Origin of the sequence: Streptomyces sp. ME02-8801-2C (assembly GCF_033793965.1) — a bacterium.
Lineage (GTDB): Bacteria > Actinomycetota > Actinomycetes > Streptomycetales > Streptomycetaceae > Streptomyces.
On record NZ_JARAXP010000024.1, the window covers coordinates 20,461 to 43,658 of the forward strand.

19 protein-coding genes are annotated in these 23,198 nt (G+C 71.6%); 6 read left to right on the forward strand and 13 right to left on the reverse strand.

Annotated features, from left to right (window positions below):
• Positions 1-98 precede the first annotated feature (98 nt).
• A complete protein-coding gene (locus PV396_RS40600; RefSeq protein WP_319213357.1) occupies positions 99-2,273 on the reverse strand; it encodes an ABC transporter family substrate-binding protein in 2,175 nt (724 codons plus the stop codon).
• A gap of 285 nt (positions 2,274-2,558) precedes the next feature.
• Here PV396_RS40600 and PV396_RS40605 point away from each other — a divergent pair, with 285 nt between their 5' ends.
• The 4 genes from PV396_RS40605 to PV396_RS40620 are packed head-to-tail and all read left to right on the forward strand — an operon-like array spanning position 2,559 to position 6,444.
• A complete protein-coding gene (locus PV396_RS40605) occupies positions 2,559-2,849 on the forward strand; it encodes a hypothetical protein (protein WP_319213358.1) in 291 nt (96 codons plus the stop codon).
• A gap of 12 nt (positions 2,850-2,861) precedes the next feature.
• Positions 2,862-3,683 carry a hypothetical protein gene (locus PV396_RS40610; protein WP_319213359.1) on the forward strand — a complete coding sequence of 274 codons (822 nt, stop codon included), beginning with the start codon at positions 2,862-2,864 and terminating at the stop codon, positions 3,681-3,683.
• A 20-nt stretch (positions 3,684-3,703) separates the two neighbouring features.
• A complete protein-coding gene (locus PV396_RS40615) occupies positions 3,704-5,644 on the forward strand; it encodes a fumarate reductase/succinate dehydrogenase flavoprotein subunit (protein ID WP_319213360.1) in 1,941 nt (646 codons plus the stop codon).
• Between the two features lie 8 nt (positions 5,645-5,652).
• Positions 5,653-6,444, forward strand: coding sequence for a succinate dehydrogenase/fumarate reductase iron-sulfur subunit (locus PV396_RS40620; RefSeq protein WP_319213421.1), 792 nt, complete (start codon positions 5,653-5,655; stop codon positions 6,442-6,444).
• Here the strand turns inward: PV396_RS40620 and PV396_RS40625 are convergent.
• Entirely contained in the window at positions 6,439-7,479 is a 1,041-nt protein-coding gene (locus PV396_RS40625; RefSeq protein WP_319213361.1) for a phosphotransferase family protein, read from the reverse strand. The genes PV396_RS40620 and PV396_RS40625 overlap by 6 nt on opposite strands.
• The gene (locus tag PV396_RS40630) at positions 7,476-7,784 is read right to left on the reverse strand and encodes a hypothetical protein (protein WP_319213362.1); all 309 of its coding nucleotides are present in this window, start codon (positions 7,782-7,784) and stop codon (positions 7,476-7,478) included. Before PV396_RS40630 ends, PV396_RS40625 begins: the two co-directional genes overlap by 4 nt.
• Positions 7,785-7,953: 169 nt before the next feature.
• On the opposite strand from PV396_RS40630, the gene PV396_RS40635 reads away from it, so the two are divergent.
• Positions 7,954-9,462: a hypothetical protein gene (locus tag PV396_RS40635; RefSeq protein WP_319213363.1), complete on the forward strand. Its 1,509-nt coding sequence runs from the start codon at positions 7,954-7,956 to the stop codon at positions 9,460-9,462.
• A gap of 75 nt (positions 9,463-9,537) precedes the next feature.
• On the opposite strand, the gene PV396_RS40640 is transcribed toward PV396_RS40635, so the two are convergent.
• The 6 genes from PV396_RS40640 to PV396_RS40665 all read right to left on the reverse strand — a co-directional run bounded on the left by PV396_RS40640 (position 9,538) and on the right by PV396_RS40665 (position 17,472).
• Positions 9,538-12,276 carry a SpoIIE family protein phosphatase gene (locus PV396_RS40640; protein ID WP_319213364.1) on the reverse strand — a complete coding sequence of 913 codons (2,739 nt, stop codon included), beginning with the start codon at positions 12,274-12,276 and terminating at the stop codon, positions 9,538-9,540.
• 337 nt (positions 12,277-12,613) lie between these two features.
• Positions 12,614-13,045 (reverse strand): ATP-binding protein, encoded by a 432-nt coding sequence (locus tag PV396_RS40645; protein ID WP_319213422.1) that lies wholly within the window; start codon positions 13,043-13,045, stop codon positions 12,614-12,616.
• Positions 13,046-13,204: 159 nt separating this feature from the next.
• A complete protein-coding gene (locus PV396_RS40650) occupies positions 13,205-13,654 on the reverse strand; it encodes a (deoxy)nucleoside triphosphate pyrophosphohydrolase (protein WP_319213365.1) in 450 nt (149 codons plus the stop codon).
• A gap of 24 nt (positions 13,655-13,678) precedes the next feature.
• Positions 13,679-13,861: an SPOR domain-containing protein gene (locus PV396_RS40655; protein WP_319213366.1), complete on the reverse strand. Its 183-nt coding sequence runs from the start codon at positions 13,859-13,861 to the stop codon at positions 13,679-13,681.
• Positions 13,862-15,325: 1,464 nt separating this feature from the next.
• Positions 15,326-16,078, reverse strand: a complete 753-nt coding sequence (locus PV396_RS40660) for a GntR family transcriptional regulator (RefSeq protein WP_319213367.1) — start codon at positions 16,076-16,078, stop codon at positions 15,326-15,328.
• A 143-nt stretch (positions 16,079-16,221) separates the two neighbouring features.
• Positions 16,222-17,472: a DUF4190 domain-containing protein gene (locus PV396_RS40665; protein WP_319213368.1), complete on the reverse strand. Its 1,251-nt coding sequence runs from the start codon at positions 17,470-17,472 to the stop codon at positions 16,222-16,224.
• A 238-nt stretch (positions 17,473-17,710) separates the two neighbouring features.
• Between PV396_RS40665 and PV396_RS40670 the strand changes: the two genes are divergently transcribed.
• A complete protein-coding gene (locus PV396_RS40670) occupies positions 17,711-18,847 on the forward strand; it encodes a pyridoxal-phosphate dependent enzyme (RefSeq protein WP_319213369.1) in 1,137 nt (378 codons plus the stop codon).
• Positions 18,848-18,866: 19 nt separating this feature from the next.
• Here the strand turns inward: PV396_RS40670 and PV396_RS40675 are convergent, their stop codons facing one another.
• The 4 genes from PV396_RS40675 to PV396_RS40690 all read right to left on the reverse strand — a co-directional run bounded on the left by PV396_RS40675 (position 18,867) and on the right by PV396_RS40690 (position 23,037).
• Positions 18,867-19,709: an SDR family NAD(P)-dependent oxidoreductase gene (locus PV396_RS40675; protein WP_319213370.1), complete on the reverse strand. Its 843-nt coding sequence runs from the start codon at positions 19,707-19,709 to the stop codon at positions 18,867-18,869.
• A 131-nt stretch (positions 19,710-19,840) separates the two neighbouring features.
• Positions 19,841-20,311, reverse strand: coding sequence for a hypothetical protein (locus PV396_RS40680; RefSeq protein ID WP_319213371.1), 471 nt, complete (start codon positions 20,309-20,311; stop codon positions 19,841-19,843).
• Positions 20,308-22,767 (reverse strand): nitrate reductase, encoded by a 2,460-nt coding sequence (locus PV396_RS40685; RefSeq protein WP_319213372.1) that lies wholly within the window; start codon positions 22,765-22,767, stop codon positions 20,308-20,310. The genes PV396_RS40680 and PV396_RS40685 overlap by 4 nt, the downstream gene beginning before the upstream one ends.
• Positions 22,768-22,788: 21 nt before the next feature.
• Entirely contained in the window at positions 22,789-23,037 is a 249-nt protein-coding gene (locus PV396_RS40690) for a DUF5133 domain-containing protein (RefSeq protein WP_319213373.1), read from the reverse strand.
• Positions 23,038-23,198: the final 161 nt, after the last annotated feature.

Here is a 23,198-nt window from a genome sequence, read left to right on the forward strand (position 1 = left end):
CTACGCGGACCCTGCCGGGCTGAACATGCCACGGCCTTACCCCATCGTACGGGCCCGGCGCGGCAGAGGCTCGCCGGGCCGTACGGGTGAGGCGACCGTCACGGTCGGTGGGAGGCCTTGCTGCCCGGCGTCACGCCTTTCTTCAGGAACCCCATGTCCTCGTAATGGGGCGTCTGGAACCCGAAGGCGCCCACGTTGGCGACGTTCTTGCGCACGGCCGTGAGCTGGGGGCGCTGGAAGAGGGGGATGGACCCGCCGGCCGCCCAGATCCGGGCGTCGGCCTTCCTCACCAGCTTGGCCGATTTGCCCTCGTCGAGGGTCGCGATGGCCTGGTCGAACAGCTGGTCGACCTGGTCGGTGCCGACGCGGGTGTAGTTCTGCTCGACGTTGAGCGAACCGTCGGCGGCGGGCACCGGCTTGGCGTAGATGGGCCGGGCGTCGGTGGCGGGGAAGGCGGACGCGGGCCACGAGTACAGGGCGAGGTCGTACTGCCCGTTGGCGATGTGGTCCTTGAAGTAGCTGTCGTCGGACACCTTGGTGACGGCGGTACGGATACCGACCCGGTCCAGCATCCGCGCGATCCGCTCGCCCACGGCCCGGAGCGTGGCCGAGCCCGGCCCCGAGGGCAGCACGAACCGCAGGGTCAGCGGCTTGCCGTCCTTGGCGAGCGCCCCGGCGGCCCCGGCGGGAGCGGGGGTGCCCTTGGGCGCGTAGGCACCAGCGGGCGCACCGCCCTGCTCGGGCTGCTCGCCCTCCTGGGCGAGACTCGTCTTCCCCCGGCCGCGCTGGGAATCGCGGGGGGCCTGGTGGTCCTCGCGGACGGGCTCGCCGTACGGCTTGTCGTCGTCGCCGACGACATAGGTCCCGTCGTCGTCGGCGCCCACCTTGCTGTCGTCGCCGGCCTTGCCGGGCTTCGCGGAGGCCTTGGGCGTGGGGGACTTGCCGACGGCCTTCCTGCCCTCTCCCCCGGCGACCTTCTCGCCGTCCTTCTCCTTCGGCTTCTTGATCGGGCCGCCGTGCACCCAGCCCGCGTCGGCGAGGAGCGCCTCGGCCTCGTCGGTGTCCTCGCCGCCGAGCGCGCCGCTGTTGTCGGCGTAGGCGGCCTGTCCGGAGAGCGCGAGATGACTGCCGACGGGTACGGCGGGCAGCCCCAGGGGCTTGAGTACGAGGCCGGCGATCTCCTTGCGGTCCAGCGCACGGGCGACGGCCCGGCGCACCCGCTCGTCGGCGAGGGGGCCGTCGGCGCCGTTCAGGGCGAGCTGGGTGTAGGCGGGCTCGAGGGACTTGCGCACCTCGAACGCGCTGAGCGACTGCTGCTGTTCGGCGTACCCGGCGGTCGCCTCGCGCTGCTCGCGCCGGGCGCCGGGACCCTGGAGTGGCTTGGACTTGCCGCGCGAGGCGAGAACGATGCGCTCGGCCTGGGCGGGGTCGACCTCGGCGACGTCCACCTTGCCGGCGGCGAGCGCCTCGGCACGCTTGTCGCGCGGTACGGCGCGCAGCACGAGCTTGTCGAGCCGGGGTGTCTGCCCCCACCAGCGCGGGTTGCGCACCAGGACGACGTCGCCGTCCGCCTTGGCGACCTTCTTGAGGGTGAACGCCCCCGCGGTGAGCTTGAGCCTGCGCCGCGCCCCGTCGTTGAAGGAGTCCGGGGTGCCCATGACCTCCTTGGGGTACAGGGGCGAGAACAGCGACTTCCAGTCGGCGTACGGGCGGCTGAAGGTGACCTTGACCTCGAGGTCGTTCGCGCCGCGCTGCACCTTCTCGATCCGGTCGTACCCGGCGTTGCGGGCGGTCCAGTACGCGGAGTCCCTGCCGGACAGGGCACGCCACTGGGCGGCGAAGTCGGCGGCGCCGATCTCCCGGCCGTCGCTCCAGACGGCCTGCTGGTGCAGCTTGTAGAGGACGACCTGCTTGGGCTCTCTCTCGACGACCTTCGCGGACTCCAGGAAGTCCGCGTTGCGCTTGGCCCGCCCGTTCGCGTCGAGGCGGTACATCGACGGCAGCACGGCCTGCGCGACCCGGGTGGTGGTCGCGTCGGCGTCCGCCTGGAAGGTGTTGAGCGTCTCCGGCAGGGCGTCCACGGCCCAGCGCAGGGTGCCGCCGTCGGCGAGCCGGGCGCGGTCGGCGGGGGCGATGTCCTGCCCGGCGAGCGGTTTGCTCTCTTCGTCCTGGTCACCGCCGCACGCGGTGAGCAGGGGCACGGCGAGTACGCCGGCGGTGAGGAAGGCGACCGAGCGCGTGACCGCGCGCAGTCCGACGCCGTGGTGGGACATCTCTGCTTACCTCCGGGAGCCGCGGACGTTATGATCGCTTTTGGTGGTATATGGAGCTGATCGCATGTATTCCGCCACTGAAGAGGAAAGGGTTCGGCAACGGACGGCGACACGGCGACGACGTCCGTCAAGCCCACCCGTGCGGCGCAGCGCACCCTGGGATGCACCGGTACGCCTCGGCCAATCGGTGCACATCCCTTCCCACCGGCAGGTGTGACGCGCAACACTCGCAGGCGCATGAACGTCGCCGCCCAAGGCCCCGGCCTACGGAAGTGAGGTCACGTCATGTCCGTGAACGACGAACTGACATCCATCCAGCGCTCCCTCGACGACCTGTTCCGGTCGATGGGCCGCCTGGAGCAGCAGATCGGCAAGGGCGGCCTGGAACTGCGGCGCCTGCGCACCGACGCCAACCATCTGCGCGAAAGCCTCGCGCTGCTCCGCGAGGCCGCCCCCGCACTCACCCAGCCCCGGCGCCCCGACCTCGTGCACATCTCCGACACCCCGTACGACAACGCACTGTGGACGGATTCGGACGACGAGGGTCTCGGCGCCCGCGACCGGCACGCCCCCTGACCGGAGTCCTCATTGGCCACTGACACGGAACCTCATCCGAAGGGCGGCGGCGTACGGGACCGTACGCGCGCCGCCATCGACGCCCCGCATCTGCGGACCGACCGCTGGTGGCTGGCGCCCGCCGCCACCGCAGCCGGTCTGCTGGCCTTCATCGTGTACTCGACCTGGCGGGCGTTCGCCAACGCCGACTACTACGCGGCCCCCTACGTCTCGCCGTTCTACTCGCCCTGTCTGGCGGACAACTGCGCCCCGATGCGGCACGGCCCCAACGCCGACCTGTTCGGCGGCTGGTGGGGCATCTCCCCCGCGATCATCATCCTGATCTTCCCGCTGGGCTTCCGGCTGACCTGCTACTACTATCGCAAGGCCTACTACCGCGGCTTCTGGGCGTCCCCGCCCGCCTGCGCGGTGGCCGAGCCGCACAAGAAGTACACGGGCGAGACCCGCTTCCCGCTGATCCTGCAGAACATCCACCGGTACTTCTTCTACGCGGCACTGCTGGTCGCCTGCATCCTGACCTACGACACGGCCCTCGCCTTCCGCGACGAGCACTACGAGTGGGGCCACATGGGCCTCGGCACCCTCGTCTTCCTGCTCAACATCACGCTGATCTGGGCGTACACGCTCTCCTGCCACTCCTGCCGGCACATCGTCGGCGGCAAGCTCAAGCACTTCTCCAAGCATCCCGTGCGCTATCGCGCCTGGCAGTGGGTCGGGAAGCTGAACGCCCGTCACATGCTGCTCGCCTGGGCGTCGCTGGTGAGCGTGGCGCTCGCCGACTTCTACGTGTACCTGGTCGCGTCCGGTGCCTTTGACGATCCGACCATCTTCTAGAAGAAAGGGAACAGCTTCTGATGTCCGTGGTCGACCGCCAGGAGTGGGACGTTGTCGTGGTGGGCGCCGGTGGCGCCGGACTGCGCGCCGCCATCGAGGCACGCGAGCGTGGCGCCCGTACGGCGGTGATCTGCAAGTCGCTGTTCGGCAAGGCGCACACGGTGATGGCCGAGGGCGGGATCGCCGCCGCCATGGGCAACGTCAACAGCCACGACAGCTGGCAGGTCCACTTCCGCGACACCATGCGCGGCGGCAAGTTCCTCAACCAGTGGCGCATGGCGGAGCTGCACGCCCAGGAGGCACCCGACCGGGTCTGGGAGCTGGAGACCTGGGGCGCTCTCTTCGACCGCACCCGCGACGGCCGGATCTCCCAGCGCAACTTCGGCGGTCACGAGTACCCGCGCCTCGCGCACGTCGGCGACCGCACCGGCCTCGAGCTCATCCGCACGCTCCAGCAGAAGATCGTCTCCCTCCAGCAGGAGGACAAGAAGGAGACCGGCGACTACGAGTCCCGGCTGAAGGTCTTCCAGGAGTGCACGGTCACCCGCGTCCTCAAGAGCGGCGAGAAGGTCTCCGGTGTCTTCGCGTACGAGCGTGAGTCGGGCCGTTTCTTCGTCCTCGAGGCGCCGTCCGTGGTCATCGCGACCGGCGGTATCGGCAAGTCCTTCAAGGTGACGTCGAACTCGTGGGAGTACACCGGCGACGGCCACGCGCTGGCGCTGCTCGCCGGGGCGCCGCTGCTCAACATGGAGTTCGTGCAGTTCCACCCCACGGGCATGGTCTGGCCGCCGTCGGTGAAGGGCATCCTCGTCACGGAGTCGGTGCGCGGCGACGGCGGGGTACTGCGCAACTCCGACGGAAAACGCTTCATGTTCGACTACATCCCGGACGTCTTCAAGGAGAAGTACGCCCAGTCCGAGGACGAGGGCGACCGCTGGTACGAGGACCCGGACAACAACCGCCGACCCCCCGAACTGCTCCCCCGGGACGAGGTGGCCCGCGCCATCAACTCCGAGGTCAAGGCGGGCCGCGGCTCCCCGCACGGCGGAGTGTTCCTGGACGTGTCCACCCGTATGCCCGCGGAGGTGATCCGGCGCCGGCTGCCGTCCATGTACCACCAGTTCAAGGAGCTGGCGGACGTCGACATCACCGCCGAGGCGATGGAGGTCGGGCCCACCTGCCACTACGTGATGGGCGGCATCGCGGTCGACTCCGACACCGCCGCAGCCCGGGGGGTTCCCGGTCTGTTCGCGGCGGGCGAGGTCGCGGGCGGGATGCACGGCTCCAACCGGCTCGGCGGCAACTCCCTCTCCGACCTGCTGGTGTTCGGCCGCCGCGCGGGTCTGCACGCCGCCGAGTACGCGAACTCGGCCGCCGCCCGCTCCCCCGTTGACGACGACCAGATCGACACGGCCGCCGCGGAGGCCCTGCGCCCCTTCTCGGCGGAGGAACCCACCCCGGGCGGGGACAACAGCCGCCCGGCGGAGAACCCGTACACCCTCCACCAGGAACTCCAGCAGACCATGAACGACCTGGTCGGCATCATCCGCCGCGAGGGCGAGATGGCACAGGCGCTGGAGAAACTGGCCGAGCTGCGGGCACGGGCCCAGCGCGCCGGCGTCGAGGGGCACCGCCAGTTCAACCCGGGCTGGCATCTCGCCCTGGACCTGCGGAACATGCTGCTGGTCAGCGAATGTGTGGCCCTGGCGGCGCTGGAGCGCACCGAGTCGCGCGGCGGCCACACCCGTGAGGACCATCCGACGATGGACCGCGCGTGGCGCAATGTGAACCTGCTGTGCCAACTGTCCGATCCCGCCAGTGGGTTGGCGGCGACCGACCCGGCGCACGGCCTGATCGCCCTCACCCGAGAGACCACCGACCCCGTCCGCCCCGACCTGCTCGCCCTCTTCGAGAAAGAGGAGCTGGTCAAGTACCTCACCGATGAGGAGCTTTACGAGTGAGCAGCAGTGTGAGCAGCGGCGGGAGCAGCAGCTACGAGGCCCGTTTCCGGGTGTGGCGCGGTGATGTGAAGGGCGGCGGGCTCAAGGACTTCGCGGTCGAGGTGAACGACGGCGAGGTGGTGCTCGACATCATCCACCGGCTCCAGGCGACCCAGGCACCCGACCTCGCCGTCCGCTGGAACTGCAAGGCGGGCAAGTGCGGTTCGTGCTCGGCGGAGATCAACGGACGTCCCCGGCTGCTGTGCATGACCCGGATGTCGGTGTTCACCCGCGAGGAGACGATCACCGTCACTCCGCTGCGGGCCTTCCCCGTGGTCCGGGATCTCGTCACCGACGTCGGCTTCAACTACACCAAGGCGCGCGAGGTGCCGTCCTTCGTACCGCCGGACGGGGTGGCCCCCGGTGAGTACCGGATGATGCAGGAGGACGTGGACCGGTCGCAGGAGTTCCGCAAGTGCATCGAGTGCTTCCTGTGCCAGGACACCTGCCATGTGGTCCGCGACCACGAGGAGAACAAGCCCGCGTTCGCCGGCCCGCGCTTCCTGATGCGGGTCGCGGAACTCGACATGCATCCGCTGGACGCGGCGGCGGAGTCCGGCCTGGACCGCAAGCGCACCGCCCAGGACGAACACGGCCTCGGCTACTGCAACATCACCAAGTGCTGCTCGGAGGTGTGCCCGGAGGGCATCCACATCACGGACAACGCGCTGATCCCCTTGAAGGAGCGGGCGGTCGACCGCAAGTACGACCCGCTGGTGTGGCTGGGCTCGAAGATCAGGAGGCGGTCGGAGAGTTCATGAGTTCCGCGGGCTCATGAGGATGCCGATGAGCTGATCGAGGCTGTGTTCGGCGATCCCGCGCATGAAGGCGGGGTCCGGGAACGCGCCGACCTCGAGCAGCCGCAGCGGGCCGGTGGCCAGGGAGAGGTGCATGGCGAGCCGGTAGAGGCGCAGCCGGTCCGGGTCGAGGGCGGGAGCGGAGGCGGAGGCGGAGGCGGCCAGGCTCTCGTACAGCGTCCCGAACCGCTGACGCAGGAACACGTGCTCCCACTCGGCGTCGAAGTACAGCAGGCCTTCGATGTCGATGAGCGCAGGTTCGCCGTCCGGGGTCACCAGGACGTGGTCCGGGCCGAGTTCGCCGTGGATGAGGGGCAGCGGGCCCGTCCTGGGGCGGACCTCGGCCACCAGGTGCCGTACCAGCGCGGCCAGTTCGGCGTGCAGTGCGGCGGCTCGCGGCTGCCGCACGACGAGGTCGTCCAGGTCGTGCAGGGCTCGGTCCGTGATGATCCGCTCGCAGGAACTCCCCTGGGACGTCCCGCCCCTGTCGACGAGGCCGACCTTGCCGAGGCGGGGCCCGGTGGCGCTGTGCAGCACGCCGAGCAGGCCCCCCAGGCGGTCCAGCACCCGGGCGCCGGTCTCCGGGTCACGTTCGAGGAGCACCTCCAGGTTGCCGCCGCCCGGGTGTCCCCGTACGTCCTCGACGACCGCCGCGTCCGCCGGGAGGTGGGTGTGCGTCGGGTCGGCGTACAGGAGGCCCGGGGTGCGGACGCCGACGGCCGTGAGGCGGTCGTGGGACGCCGTGAACAGGTCGAGGCCGGTGGCGTGGGCGAGTGGGTCGCGGTGGTCGACGGGCCCGGCGTCCCAGAGGTCCTCGTCCGGCGACCAGACGTACGCGACCGCCGTCGCGCCGTCGTCGAGGGCCAGCCGGTAGACACCCTTCTTGCTGCCGCCGCGCACCCGGGTGACACCGGTCAACGAACGGTCGCGGCCGAGGGCGGCGCGGGCCAGGGGGGCGAGGTCGGGGGCGGTGAGCTCCCTGCGGGGCGTGGCGGTCATGCCTCGAGGCGCCGTCGTGAGGAAAGCACCTGGAGACAGGCGCCCGCCACGATCATCAGTACCGCGGCGCCGGACCCGACGTCGACGAGGACCGGGTGTCCGACGAGCACGTGGAGCGCGCCGAACGACATCATCAGCAGCAGGCCCGTGCCGAACAGCATCGTTCCGTAGCCCCACAGCCTGGGCCGCACGTTCCGGCTCCGCAGCGATGGGAGCGGCAGCCAACCGGTTCGGGCCGCCACCGCACCGGCCACGACCTGCCCGCTCAGCAACAGCGCGGCAGTCCCCAACAGCAACCAGTGCATCCCCGCCCCCTTCGAACACCTCTGCGGGGACCCTACCCAGTCCGCCCCTCCCGCCCCCTCGGCCCCGTCCCGGTCGCGGGACCGCGATCACCCCCATACGCTCACAAATGTGACGCCCTCCCTTACCCGGGGCCGGCCTCGGCGAGCCGCCTCCCACATACCCGTGCGCGTGGCGCACACCGCTCTGGGCGGGGTCATCGGCGTGCTGTGGCTGGTGCTGCCCGGAGTGACGGCGGACCAGGAGAGACACGAGGTCTCCGTGTCCGCCGCCCCCGCCGCCCCGGCCGTCGCCGCCGCCGCCGAGGACGAGACCTCCACCGGCGATCTGGTCCTGCCCCTGGTGGCGGCGGGAGCCGCGACGGCCGTGGCCGCGTACGGCTACGCCCGCCGCAGACGCCGTACCAGGGCCCAGACGGCTCCCGCCGGCCTGGTTCCCCCGGCACGGGCCACGACCCCCGAACTCGACCGGCAGGCCCGCAGGTCACTGGTCTCCGCCGACGACTGCCTGCGCACCAGCCGGGAGGAACTCGGCTTCGTGGAGGGGCTGTTCGGGGCCGAGTCGGTCGCACCGTTCGCGGAGGCCGTGCGGTACGCCGAGGCCGAGCTCGCGGCCGCCTTCCAACTCCGCCAGGCGTACGACGACAACCCGGCGGCGGCCTCCCGGGACACCCTCGACGAGATCGTCGCCCGCTGTGTGGACGCGGGCAGACGACTGGACGCCGAGGCCGCCGGCTTCGACCAACTACGCGCCCTGGAACAGGACATGAGCAGCGCCCTGAGCCACGCCGAGGTGCGTTTCCGTGAGCTGACCGGCCGTACGAGCGCGGCGGAGGCCACCCTCGCCGACCTGCGGGAGCGGTACGGGCCGAGCGCGTCGCTCCTCGTCTCCGGCCAGGTCGAACAGGCGAAGGACAGGCTGGTGTTCGCCACGGCCGGGCTCAACCGGGCCCGCCAGTCCGCCGACCTGGGCGACCGGGACCGCGCTGTGCTGCAACTGCGCGCCGCCGAGGGCGCGATCACCCAGGCGGAGATGTTCGTGGACGGCGTCGACCGGCTGGCGTCCGCGCTGGCCGCCGCCGCACAGGCGGTGCCGGAGGCGCTGGACGAGGCGGAGGCGGCGGTGGTGGAGGCACGGGAGCGGCCGACCGAGGGTACGGCGTCGAGGGCACCGGACGGCGCGCTGGAGGGGCATGTCAGCCGCGCCGTGGCCACGCTGGCCGCCGTACGGGAGGAGGCCGCCGCCGGGCCCTACGACCCCCTGGAGGCCCTGCGCCGGGTCGCGGTGGTGTCCGCGCCCCTCGGGGCGGTCCCCGGTGCCGTACGGCTCGTCGCGCGCGGGGCCACCGACGCGGCGGACGGTTTCATCGGCACGCACCGGGGCGCGGTGGGCGCCGAGGCCCGGACCCGGCTGGCCGAGGCACGCCGGCTCCTGGACCGGGACCCGGCGGAGGCCGACGGCCTCGCCCGGCAGGCCCGCGAGCTGGCCGAGCGCGATGTGCGCGCACACGGCAATCCGTACGGCGGGCGGCCCGAGCACACGAACGGGGTCGCCGGGGCGGTCCTCGGCGGGATCCTGCTCGGCGACCCGCCGGACGCGCCGGCCGAGACGCTGACCGGCGGCGCCCCGGGCTCGTTCGGCGGGCCCGCCACGCGGGCGCGGCGGGGGATCGATTCGTAAGAACTCGCCGGGAATTGTGCAAGAGCTCCCGGATCGCCCGCACAGGTCGCCCGCACAGGTCGTCGGAACAGGGCGTCAGAACAGGCTCAGCAGTGCCTCCGCCGGGTCCGCGAGGACCGTTCCCGCCTCCGGCAGCGGAAGCTCGAACCAGACCGTCTTGCCGCGCGGGGTCCGGCGGGAGCCCCACGCCGCGCTGAGCAGGCCGACCAGCTGGAGGCCGCGTCCGCCCTCGTCGGTGTCGCGGGCGCGGCGGCGGCGCGGCTGGACCAGGCCGGCGTCCCACACCTCGCACACCAGCATGCGGTCGAGGAGGAGACGGAGCCTGATCTCGCCCTCGCCGTAGCGCAGGGCGTTGGTGACCAGCTCGCTGACCAGCAACTCCGTGGTGTCGATGAGGGCTTCGAGGCCCCAGGCGGTGAGCTGCGTGCGGGTGTACTCGCGGGCACGGCCCACGCTGCGCGGTTCGCGCGGCAGGGTCCAGTCGCCGACGGAATCGGCGGGCAGCCCCTGGACACGTGCCATCAGCAGGGCGATGTCGTCCTCGCCGTGGTGGGTGTCGAGGGTGCTGAGGACGTGGTCGCAGACGTCCTCCAACTGCTGGGAGGGATCGCGCAGGGCGCCGACGAACGCCTGCAGGCCCTCGTCGAGGGGATGATCGCGGGATTCGACCAGTCCATCCGTGTAGAGCGCCAACAGCGAACCTTCGGGTAGTTCGACCTCCACCTCCTCGAACGGCTCGCCGCCGACACCGAGCGGCATGCCCGGCGGCACGTCGAGCATCAGCGCGTCCTCGCCCGGTTCGACGAGCACGGGCGGCAGATGGCCGGCGTTGGCGAAGGTGCACCTGCGGGTCACCGAGTCGTAGACCGCGTAGATGCAGGTGGCGAGGTACACCTCGGAGAGGTCGGCGTCGCGGGGCTGACGGGCGGCGCGGGTGGCCTGCTGGACGCCACCGGGGGTGCCGAGGCCGCGCGCGATCTCGTCCAACGCGGAGAGGACCTCCGCCGGTTCGAGGTCGAGAAGCGCCAGGGTGCGGACGGCGGTACGGAGTTCACCCATGGCGACGGCCGCGCGCAACCCGCGTCCCATCACGTCGCCGACCACCAACGCGGTGCGGTTGCCGGGGAGTTCGATGACGTCGAACCAGTCGCCACCGACCTCGGTGGCCGCGTTGCCCGGCAGATAGCGGCAGGCGATGTCGAGGCCGGAGGCCTCCGGGTCGCCCGGGGGCAGCAGGGAGCGCTGGAGTATCAGCGCCCGCTCGTGCTCCCGCCGGTACAGCCGGGCGTTGTCGATACAGACGGCGGTCCGCGCGGCCAACTCCCAGGCCAGCGCCCGGTCCCGCTCCCCGAACGGCTCGCTGCCCTTCGTACGGGAGAACTGCGCGAGCCCTACGACGGTGTCGTGGGCGACCATCGGGACGGCCAGCGTGGACTGGATGGCGCCGTTGTCCTCGGCGGGGACGAACTGGGGGCGGGCGGTGCGCAGGGCGTCCGCGCAGGGCGAGTTGAACGGGAAGTGGTGCACGGCGCCGAGGGACACGGGTGCCTGACCGCCGGCGAGGGGCGCGTCGGAGACGGCGCTGGCGAAGGCGACGCGGCGCAGTTCGGCGCTGCCGTCGGCGAGGCCGGGCGGGGTCTCTTCGCCGACCAGCAGCCCCTGGTACAGGTCGACGGTGGCGAGGTCGCAGAAGCCGGGGACGACGACGTCGAGGAGTTCGCGCGCGGTCGTTTCCAGGTCCAGGGAGTTCCCGATGCGGGAGCCGGCCTCGTTCAGAAGGGCGAGATTGCGCCGTGCCGCGGCGGCCTCGCGGGCGGCGGCGCGGCGGGCGGTGATGTCGAGGCCGAGCCAGGCGATACCGATGGGGCGGCCGGTGCCGCTGTGCACGCGGTACAGGTTGATCGACCAGTGCCGGCGCTCGTCGGAGCCGGGCACGAGGCCGGTGATGTGCATGTCCGTTATCGAGTCGCCGGTCTCCAGGACCCGACGGAGCGTCGCCGAGACCCGCTCGGCCTCGGGAGAGCGCAGGTAGTCGTACACACCGCGGCCCCGGTGGTCGTCGACCGTGCCGCCGTAGATGTTGGCGAAGCGCTGGTTGGCGCGCCGGACCCGGAGGTCGGTGTCGATCAGGATGAAACCGAACGGGGATTGGCCGAAAATCGCCTGCGAAGCGGCGAGGTCGGTCTCGATCTGCCGCAACGTTCGGACATCGACGACGATGCAGACGGCGGCCTTCTCACCCTCCTCCGTGCGCGTCGGCATCACATAGACCTCGGCGAGACCCTCGCGCAGGCCGTCCTCACCGAGGTCGGGCTCGCGGATACGGAACGGGACCACGCCGGTCCACTCCCGGCCGTCGAGGATCTCCGCCATCTTGCGCTGACCGCGCTCGCGCAGGTCGGGGTCGATGAACGCCTGGATGGGGTCCATGCCCACGGCCCGCGCGGCGGGGATGCCGAAGATCTTCTCGGCGCGCAGACTCCACTGGTCCACCAGGCCGTCGGGGCCGATGGAGAACGACGCCACCTTGATGTAGTCGTAGATCGAGCCGGGCGGGCTGCTCTGCCACATGGGGTCACCTGTCACGTCACGCGTGTGGTCCTGCGCGGTGTCACGTGTCGTATCGCGCACCGAATCGCCCATGGTGTCACGGGCGGTTTCACGTGTCGCATCGCGTACCGCGTCACCGTCGGCGAAGCCCCCGGCGTGCGCCACACGGCGTGGCGCGCCGGCCGCGGCATCACCCGCGGCCCTCGCACTCGCGCCGCCCGACGGGTCCTTGGACTCCGTGGCCTTCGCTGGTATCTCGCTCACGCGAACCGTCCCCTCCAGCTCACCGCGTCCGGCACCGGTCACCGGGGGCGGCTGCCCGCAGTATCCAGCACTACGGCGCCCCACAACACGGTGTTCACGATCACAGGACCATCCCGATGCTTTTCGGACCGGCCCGCGACAACACTCCCAGTCTTCTAACCAGGGGACCACGGGTCGAATCCCCTTTGTCGACAACTGCCAGTGGCCTGAACCAGGTGGTCGACAGGGTGGGGGCGGACGTACAGCCGCTGTTCATACCGGTAGAGGGTTCGCGACTGTCCGTCACAACCGCCCGCCGAGAGAACGCACCGCACATCGGAGTCGCTCACCCGGCGACTCATCCCGGTACGGACAGTTCGAACCACACCGTTTTGCCCGCGTCGGCGGGGCGGGTGCCCCAGCGGCTGGAGGAGCGCGCGACCAGCTGGAGCCCTCGGCCGCCCTCCTCGTCGAGGCGGGCGGCGCGCTCATGGGGCAGGTCGGGCAGCGGGTCGGAGACCTCGACCAGGAGTGTGGCGGCACCGTCGGAAGGCCGCACGAGCCGGACGCCGATGGGCCCCGCCGCATGCCTCAGCGAGTTGGTCACCAGCTCGCTGACCAGCAACTCCGCGATGTCACCCACCGCATCGAGGCCCCAACTCCGCAGCTGCCCGCGCACCACCGTGCGAGCCCCACGGACGGCGCCGGGCTCCGCCGGAAAGCTCCACTCGGCACAGTCGCCTTCGGTGTCGATCACGCCGATCACTTCCCAGGCCGGCAACCCACCCATGTCCGGTTTCATGGGGTTAATGGGCACATACCCGGTATTCGGCGCTCATTACCGCCCACGAGGGCGCACTGTGGCACGAACGGCGTACGGGTCGCACGCGCCGGGCACCCCCAAGCACGCCTGTCGGGCCTGGTGAGCCCGCACCCCCGGCCGGGCAGCTCACCCCAGCCGGGCTGCCACTTCCCGTACCGCCGGTACGTCCTGATCCAGCCACTCCACGTCCCAGATCTCGGCGGGAGTCAGCCAGCGCAGCTCGTCGTGGTCCTGAAGGGGCTTCGGCTCGGCGGAGCCGTCCGGGAGCCGCGCGATCCAGACCCACAGGACGTACGGCGCCCTGAGCGGCCACTCCCCCGGGACGCGCTCGACGGGCTCCGCGTCAACACCCAACTCCTCGCGGAGTTCACGCACGAGGGCGTCCTCGGGCAGCTCGCCCGGCTCGACCTTGCCGCCGGGCAGCTCCCAGCGGCCGGCCAGCTCGGGGGGCGCGCTACGGCGGGCGGCGAGCAGGCGTCCGCCGTGCAGCAGGGCGCCGCCCACGACCACGGTCCGCTTCTCGGCCGCGCGCGCCGGTCCTGCGGCTGCCGCCGCCGGGTCCGTCCGTTCCGTCATGGGCCGGAGCCTACGGGAGTCGGATCACCGGGTTCCGTTCTGCCCGATCCGCTCGACCCAGTAGAGCTGTTTGTGGCCACGGTCTTCGAGACTGTCGGCGATCTTCTGAGCCTCCGCGCGGGTCGCGTACCGGCCCACTCGGTAGCGATTGCCGTTGTCGTCCTGCCGTATGACGAGCCAGGGAAGAGTGATCGTCCCGTCGCTCATGGAGCCCCTCCACTTCCCGCCCCCGGCTTGCGCCGCGCCCCGCCCGCTAAGGAAACCGCAATCCGCATATGCCCGACCCTACGCCTAACCTTTACGCAGCGAATACGGCTTTTCACAAAGAGGCACGCCAACCGGCCAGAGGGAAGGGGGCGCACGACATCGAACGCGCCGTCGAAAGGGCACGGTGTGTCCGGTCAGCGGCATACGACACCCCTCGGGACGACCTGCGAGAACGGCCAGAATCCAACACCGGGACGGACGACGGCGATTGCCGGGACAGGGGTGAAGGGGGGAGCGCCCGGAAGCCCAACCGCCCCGGGGGGTACGGGCCACTTCCCCGGGCCGACCCGGCCCAGTCCCGCTCACACTGGATCGCTCCGAGTCGAGCAGGATTCGGCCGGATCCGACCGAGATCGACTGCGGGGGCGGTTGCGGGCGAGGGGAGGGCGGTCGATTGGGGAACGGTTGCGGGCGAGGGGAGGGCGGTCGACTGGCGGGCGCGGGACGACGGGCCGGGGCCCAGGGGTCATAGGCCGCAGGCCTGGGAGCGGTGGGCCGGGGGGCAGCGGGCGGCAGGCCCGAGGGTCGGTCGACAGCAGGCCCCGGGATCGGCCGACCGGAGTCGGCCGACCGCCCAGGGGGTAGTCGGCCGTACGCCCGGGGGGGTAGTCGGCCGTACGCCCGGGGGTCGGTCGACAGCAGGCGCGGGGGCAGTGGGCCGCAGGCCCGGGGATCGGCAGACCGCACGCCTCGCAACAGCGGCCGCAGGCCCGGGAGTCGGCCGACCGCACGCCCAGGGGGTAGTCGGCCGCACGCCCGGCGGTCGGTCGACAGCAGGCCCGGGGCAGTGGGCCGCACACCCGGGATCGGCCGACCGCACGCCCAGGGGTAGTCGGCCGTACGCCCGGGGGTCGGCCGACCGTAGGCGCGTGGGCAGTGGGCCGCACGCCCGGCGCCGGTTGGCAGCAGGCCCCGGGGTTGTCGGCGGCAGACGCGTGGGCAGTGGGCGGCAGGCCCGGGGACCGTGGCCCGCAGGCCCGGGGACCGTGGCCCGCAGGCCCGGGGACCGGGGACCGTGGCCCGCAGGCCCGGGGACCGTGGCCCGCAGGCCCGGGGACCGTGGCCCGCAGGCCCGTTGATTTGGCCGACCGCACGCCCAGGGGTAGTCGGCCGTACGCCCGGGGGTCGGCCGACCGCAGGCGCGTGGGCAGTGGGCCACACGCCCGGCGCCGGTTGGCAGCAGGCCCCGGGGCGGTAGGCGGCAGGCCCAGGGCAGTGGGCCGCAGGCCCAGGAGCAATCGGCCGCAGGCCTGGGACCAGACGGCGGCAGGCCTGGGACCAGACGGCGGCAGGCCTGGGGTCAGTCGGCGCAGGCGCGGGGCCAGTCGGACGCAGGCCCGGCGGCAGTCGGACGCACCCCCGGGGGGGCGGGCGGCCGAAGGCCCGGCGAGCGGTCTGCTGGGGTTACTTCACCGGTAGGTGGTACGCCACCTGGTAGCGGTCCGCCGGGATTACGACGTCTGCTGTTTCTACCGGGCGCCCCGAGGCGTAGTACGTGCGCTGCACTACGAGCACCACATGACCGGGGACCCCCCCGAGGGCCTGGAGTTCCTCGGCCAGGCCGGGGCGGGCGCCGACCTCCTCCGTGACGTTGTCCACGATCACGTCGATCGCCGCCATCCGCTCGACGACCCCCATCCCGCCGAGCGGACCCTCCTCGGGCAGCATCACCGGCGTACGGCCCGTCAGGACCAGGGGTTCCCAGGAGGTGGACAGCATCATCACCTCACCCGCATCCCGGAAGACGTACTTCGTGCACATCACGCGGTCGGCGGGCCGCAGCCGCAGCCGCTCGGCGACGGCGGCGCTCGCCCCGGTCTGCGCGCTGCTGGACTCCCAGGTGCCGCGCGCCTCCGCGTCGGACTGCTCCTGGCGGAACGGTGTCGCGCCGCCCTCCGGACGGAAGCCGGAGCGGGCGATACGGCGCGGCACGGGCCGCTCACGCACATACGTGCCCGACCCGGAGCGGCCCTCGACGAGGCCCTCGGCCATGAGCACCTTGCGCGCTTCCAGCGCGACCGTGTCCGAGACGCCGTACTCCTCCCTGATCCTGGCCTGGGACGGGAGGCGGGTGTGAGGTGGGAGCGAACCGTCGACGATCTTGTTTCGTAGATCACCCGCGACACGCAGGTAGGCCGGCTGCTCACCGAATGTCACGGGCCGCTCCCATCAGGTTGTACAGACAGCAACAGCGTGGCAACCATGGGTTGTGACACGCAAGCAGGGGCCAGAGAATCACTCGATGTGATGACTTGCGCCTTCAGAAGGCATGACGAGGGCAGCCGCGCAGCGATTTCTCCCTACACCTCGATTCCGGTGTCCCCGTCACCGTCACCGCCCCCGTTTCCGCCACCGCTTCCGTCGTTGCCTTCGTCGCCGCTGCCGCCCTGCTCGTAGGAGGGCGGGCTCGTCGCCAGTCCCAGAGCCTTACGGGCGGTGATCGTGCGGTTGACGTCGAGCAGCTTGTCACCGGCGTCGTAGTGGTCGTAGAAGGTGTCCGCGTCGGCCGCCTGGGCCGCCTTCGCCCACTCCACGCGCGCGTTGCGCAGATCCCTCACCAAGACGGCGACGCTCGGCGCGTGGGCCGCGGCGAACCGGTGTTCGGTGAGCAGGCGCGCCTGCTCGTCGAGCGCGGCCGTCACCCGCTGTGCCCATTTCCTGTGCCCGGGGAGGTCGTCCTCGACGTACTCCTCGTCGGGCGCCGTGTCCATCGCCGCGTTGAGCACATGGGCCGCCTTCAGGTACGCCAACTGGTCGGGGTCGAGCGTCGTCTCGTCCTTGCGCAGCGAACCGGTGAGGCTGCCGTTAGCGTCGACGCTGCCGAAGACGCAGGTGACCTCGTGGTCGCCGGCCCGCCAGCTCTGGCGGGTCGGGGTGAGGTAGTAGACGTCGACGTCGTCGGGCACGGCCCAGGCGTCCATCGCGTAGCTGTCCTCGAGGGCGTAGCACCGGTCGTCGGCGATGTCGGTGACGCGGTCGTCGCCGGGGTAGGAGCCGGCCGGCAGCTTGAAGGAGGCGAAGACCTCACCGTCGTGCGTACCTGAGCAGGGGACGGTGTCGACGTCGTAGGCGATGCCTTCGAGGGAGCCGTCGGGGGCGTCGAAGCAGTCGCCCTTGACGAGGGAGAAGGTGCTGTTGCTGTCGTCGGCGGCGTCCTTGAAGCCGTCCCAGGCCGCGGTCAGGCCGCCGGTGCCGAGCAGCAGGGCCCACAGGGCGAGTCCGACGGTCGACAGCACGGCGCCCGTGACGGCCATGCCCTTTCCGCGCTCGCCCTTCTTGCGGATCTGGGCGAGGGCGATGATGCCGAGGATGAGGCCGAGGGCGGGGAGGAAGCAGAGGATGCCGAGTACGAGGGAGGCGATGGCGACGCCGTTGACGGGGGTGGGATTGTTGTACGGGGAGTAGCCCTGGGGCCAGGGGGCGTAGGGGCTTTGGGGGGTGGGGTAGGGGTTGGCGTAGGGGCTGGGGTGGCTCTGCGGGGCGTTTTGGGGGTGGCCCGGGTACGAGGGGTACGGCGGCTGGTCGGGTCCGGGGGGCGGGGGTATGGCCACGAGTGCCGGGCTCCTCGTCGGGGTGGTGTGAACTGGCGTGCGACTTGGCGCATGGTAAGGGAGTTTCGCCCCCGCCGCCCCTACCCGTCCCTCCCCCAGAGGGGCCCACTGGGGGCTGCGCCCCCAGACCCCCGCTTTCGGCCCTGAAGGGGCCTCGTCCTCGAACGCCGGACGGGCTGGAGTGCCTGAGCTGGACACGAAGGTGAACGGGCGGGTGGGTGGCAACTACTCTGCGTACATGACCCCACTGCCGGACTCCTACTGCCCCTCGGACGGCACCCGTGTCCCCGCCGGGACCCTCGTCTGGTGCTGTCCTCTCTGTCGGGGGCCCCTGGACCTCGACTTCGTCCCGACCCCGGCGCCCCTCAAGTCCCTGGGCGGCAGGGTCAACTCCCTCTGGCGGTACGCGGAGACGCTCCCCCTCGCCTCTCCCACGACCACCCTCGGCGAGGGCCGCACCCCCCTCGTAGAACTCCGTGACGGCATCTCGGCCAAGCTCGACTTCCTGATGCCGACCCTCTCCTTCAAGGACCGGGGCGCCGTGCTCCTGGCCGAGCTCGCCCTTCGTCTGGAGCCGAGGCAGGTCATCGCCGACAGCAGCGGCAACGCGGGGACGGCGATCGCCGCGTACTGTGCCCGCGCCCGCCTGCCCTGCACGGTGTACGTCCCCGAGGGCACCTCCGCGAAGAAGCTGGAGCAGATCCAGGCCCACGGGGCTCGCGTGAACGTCGTCGGCGGGGACCGGGCGGCCACCGCTGCGGCGGCGCGTGAGGCGGCGGACGTACCGGGGACGTTCTACGCCTCCCACGTCTACAACCCGTACTTCCTGCACGGCACCAAGACGTACGTCCACGAGCTGTGGGAGGACATGGGCGGGCGTCTGCCCGATGTCATCGTCGTCCCCGTCGGCAACGGCACCCTGCTGCTCGGCGCCGCCCTCGCCGTCGCCGAACTGCACTCGGCGGGCCTCATCGACCGGCGCCCCGCGCTGTACGCCGTACAGGCCGCGGCCGTCGCCCCGCTGGCGCACGCCTGGGCGGAGGGCGCCACCGACCTCACCGGCAGTGCCCCGCCCCCGGCCTCGCCCACCCTCGCGGAGGGCATCGCGATCCCCGACCCGCCCCGGGCCCGCCAGATCCTGCGCGCGGTACGCGACTCGGGAGGGACGTTCCTGACCGTGACGGAGGACCAGATCCGGCACGCGCAGAGCGACTTGGCGTCCCAGGGGCTGTACGTGGAGTCGACCGGGGTGGCCTGCTGGGCCGCCGTACGGGAGGGAGCGGTGCTCGGGGCGAGGACGGCGGTGGTGCCGCTGTGCGGAGCGGGGCTCAAGACCGGCCTGGCGTCAGCAACGGTGCCGACGTCGCCGGCCTGATGCCCGCTCCGCCGGAGCGTCAGGCGTCGTCGAAGCCCGTCGCCCTCGCGCGCTTCTCCCAGCCGGCCACGTCACCCCGTACCTGGTCGAGATGGCCGAGCACGGCGGTCACCGCGTCATCGCCGAGCGGCAGGCGCAGCGGGGTGTGGCCGGCGTCGGCGTCCAGGGCGGCCAGGATCAGGGCCGCCGCCTTGGCGGGGTCACCGGGCTGGGTGCCGTCCCCGTCCGCGACCATTCGGCGCGTCTCGCCCACCGTACGGGTGTAGACGCCGAGGTCCCGGCTGGCACCCGCGCGTCCGCTGTCGAACAACTCGGTCCGGAAAGCCCCCGGTTCGACGATCAGCACCTTGATCCCGAACTGCCGGACCTCCGCCGCGAGCGCCTCCGACATGCCCTCCAACGCGAACTTGGTCGCGCTGTACGCCCCGAAACCCGGCGCGGAGAGCTGTCCGCCCACGCTGCTCATCTGCACGATCGCGCCCGACCCCCGCTGCCGCATGTGCGGCAGGACGGCCCGTACGAGCGCGGCGGGACCGAACACATGCAGGTCGAACAGGTCACGGAGTTCGGCGTCCGTGGTCTCCTCGACGGCACCGACGTGCGTACGTCCCGCGTTGTTGACCAGGACGTCGATCCGTCCGTGCCAGGCGAGGACGTCCTGGATGGCGACCTCCACCGCGGCCAGGTCCGTGACGTCCAGGCGCAGGGCCTGGACCTGTTTGGGGTGGGCGGCCACGAAGCCGTCCAACGCGCCCGTACGCCGTGCGGCACCGACGACCACGTCACCCGCGGCGACCGCCGCCTCGGCGACGGCACGTCCGAAACCACTGCTCGCACCGGTGATGAACCAGACCCTGCTCATGAGGTCAGCCCTCCCGTAGACCGCAATCCGCCCGTTCACTGCGCCAACCTGCTCAGATGCGCGGTCAGCAGCCTAGACGGGCAACGGCTTCCGCAGGTGGCACACGCTTCCAGAGGGCTGAAACGGGACCGTCAAAGACTCGACAGGATCTGCGGGGAGAGGGTCTTGATCATGGTGTTGGTCCAGCGCATCTGACGCAGGGTCTGTGGATGGCACGACGACGCCAGGGTGAGCAGTTCGTCGTCGCTGGTGGCCTGCGCCACCTGGGCGAGCATCTCCCAGAGGAGGGAGTTCTCCGTGGCGGCCAGGTGCAGTTCCCGCAGTTCGTGCAGGAGCAGCAGTCCCGGCTCGGGGTGGCCGTCCGTCGTCCAGGCCGGCAGGTCGTCGGTGTCCGGGTCGGGGTCGGGCATCAGCTCGGTGTCCCGGTCCTGGGCGGCCTGCGCCAGGCGTTGAGCGTGTTCGCGGGACCAGCGGGCGAGATCCGTGGCCACATGGTGGACCTCGTGCTCCGCACTGTGGCGTTCGGCCGTCGTCGTCAGGCGGTCGGCGAGCCGCTTCTCGCCGTGGTGGAGGGCGTTCAGGGTGTGGGTGACGCCGTTCATTCGGTCGCCTCCGTGACGAGGGCGTCCCGGCCGCCCGTGGTGGCCGGTACGGAGTCCGCGTGTGCCGGGGCCGAGGCCGTGGTCGTCGGTGCGGGGGCGGCTTGGCCGTCTCCGCGTTGTGCGAGGTGGAGGGCGGCGGCCGCCGTCTTGAACAGGGGCTGCTTGGAGACCGGGTCCCAGTCGGTGACGGTCGTCTCGTTCGCGGCCCGCCCGGGTGTGTCGCCGTTCGGGGCGTGTCCGGCCTTGGTGTCCCAGTAGCCGTAGTGGAAGGGGACGAACAGCAGTCCGGCGCGGATGTCGGTGACGCGCAGCCGCGCCCGTACGGCACCGCGAGGGGTGGTGACGTCGACCAGGTCGCCCTCGTGGAGTCCGAGCCGGATCGCGTCGGACACGGACGCCTCGACCCAGACCTCGGGAGCGGCGGCGTTGAGCTGGGGCGTGCGACCGGTCTTCGTACGGGTGTGGAAGTGGTAGAGGGTGCGGCCCGTGAGCAGTTGGAACGGGTATGCGTCGTCCGGCTTCTCGTGCGGTGGCAGGTAGGCGGCGGCCTTGATGACGGCCCTGCCGTCCGGGTTGAGGGCGCGGTAGACGGTGGCCTCGTTCGCGGCGCCGGTCACCAGGTCCTTGCCGTAGGACTCGCAGAGGTCGGGGCGGGCCCAGTCGACGCCGTCGGTGTAGAGGCGGGGCGTGCCGTCCGGGGCCTGTTCGTCGCAGGGCCACTGGATGCCGCTTCCGGCGCGCAGTTTGTCGTAGGTGAGGCCGGTGTAGTCGCAGGGGCGGCCGGCGCTGCAGCGTTTCCACGCCTCGAAGGCGGACTCGGGGTCGTGCCAGTCGATCAGTGGGCCGTCGTCCTTGTCGCGGAAGTCCATCCGCGTCGCGTAGTCGAGGAAGATGTCCAGGTCGGGCCTGGCTTCGCCGGGTGGTTCGACCGCCTTGTCGGACAGATGGACCGTGCGGTCGGCGTTGGTGAACGTCCCGGTCTTCTCGCCCCAGGTGGCTCCGGGCAGGACCACGTCGGCGAGCTGGGCGGTCTCGGTCAGGAACAGGTCCTGGACGACGACGAAGAGCCGCTCCTGTTCGAGGATCGACCGGATGCGGGACAGTTCCGGCAGGGAGACCGCCGGGTTGGTCCCGCTGATCCAGAGCATGCCGATCGAGCCCTGCTCGGCGTAGCGGAACATCTGCATCGCGTGGGTGGGCGGGGCGTAGTGCGGGATCGTCTTCGGGTCGACGTTCCACACCCGGGCCAGGTCGGCGATGTGCTCGTCGTTCTGCCAGTTCCGGAAGCCGGGCAGGTCGCCGTTGGCACCGCACTCGCGGGTGTTCTGGGCGGTGGGCTGACCGTTCATCTGCAGCACGCCGGCGCCCGGCCTGCCGAGCATGCCGCGGATCAGGTGCAGGTTGTTGATCTGTACGGCCGCGGAGGTGGCCTGGTGCGACTGGTAGACGCCCTGGAGCACGGTCGACAGGAGCCGGTCGGCCGTACCGAGGAGCTCGGCGGCCTCGGTGATCCGGGCGGCGGGCAGGTCGCAGATCCCGGCGGCCCACCGCGGGGTGCACTCCTCGACCTGGGAGGCCAGTTCCTCGAAGCCGACGGTGTGCGCCTCGATGTAGTCGTGGTCGACTAGGTCCGTACGGATGATCTCGTGGAGGAGTGCGTTGAGCAGGGCCACGTTCGTGCCGCCGCGCGGCGCGAGGTGTACGGCCGCCCGGCGGGCCACGCGCGTGGGGCGCGGGTCGACGCACAGCAGCCGGGGCGGGTCGGCGCCCTCCAGCCTGTCCAGGATCCGCATCCACTGCACGGGCTGGGTCTCGGCGATGTTGTGCCCGAACAGCGCGATCACGTCGGCGTCGTCGATGTCGTCGTAGCTGCCCGGCTGTCCGTCGCAGCCGAAGGACTCCTTCAGCGCCTCGGCGGCGGTGGACGTGCACAGCCGGGTGTTGCCGTCCAGGTGGTTGGTGCCGATCCCGGCCCGGGCCAGCACCGCGAGCGTGTAGTACTCCTCCAGGAACAGCTGCCCGCTGGTGTAGAAGCCGACGGATCCCGGGCCGCGTTCCCGCAGCAGGTCCTTGGAGCGGGTGACGATCCGCTCCATCGCGGTGTCCCAGTCGCATTCCACCAGCCGCCCGTCCTGGCGGACCAGGGGTTTGGTCAGCCGGTCCGGGGCGGCGTTGGCCTGCCAGGCGAAGAGGTCCTTGGGTCCGAGCCGGCCGCGGTTGACCCGGTCCCGCGCGCGGCCCCGCACCCCGACCATCCGGCCGTCGACGACCGCGATGTCCATCGCGTCGCCGTCGGAGTGGAGGAGGGAGGCGGACTGCACCCACCGCTGCACCTGCGCCGGTTCGACACCCGCCGCCAGATGGGTGTCCACGCGCGCGGGCCACGGCTCGTGCCTTCCGTACGGCGTTCGGCTGCCCCAGGGGCGTGCGATCCGGTCCACGGAAACGGCGTCCACGCGTGCCTCCCAACGACCCCGTCAGAGGTCGGCCTTGATGGTGTGGTCCACCCTGTCCCTGTCGCTCTTCGAACGGGCGCCCAGGACACGGTGGCGGGCGGCTTTCAGCGCGGCGGCGATGTCACGGGTGCCGGTGGCGACGCACAGGGTGTAGGAGACGTCGTTCAGGCGCTGGAGTGACTGGGCGCTGTTCTCCTGGTCGTGGCGGGCGCGCAGGATCTCGTACCTCTCGAGCAGGTCGGCGAGGACGGTGGGGTGGGCCATCAGCATGAGAGCTCTCCCTTGAGAAATGGGGGGTTGCGGCGGGAGAGCTCCGGGTGGCACGCACCCGACGTCGGCCAGTGGTCGGCCTCCCGCGGCGGGCCTGTGATCCCAAGCACCTGCGGACCAGGTGCCCCGCTTCCCCGGACTCAAACGGGCCCCTCACGGAA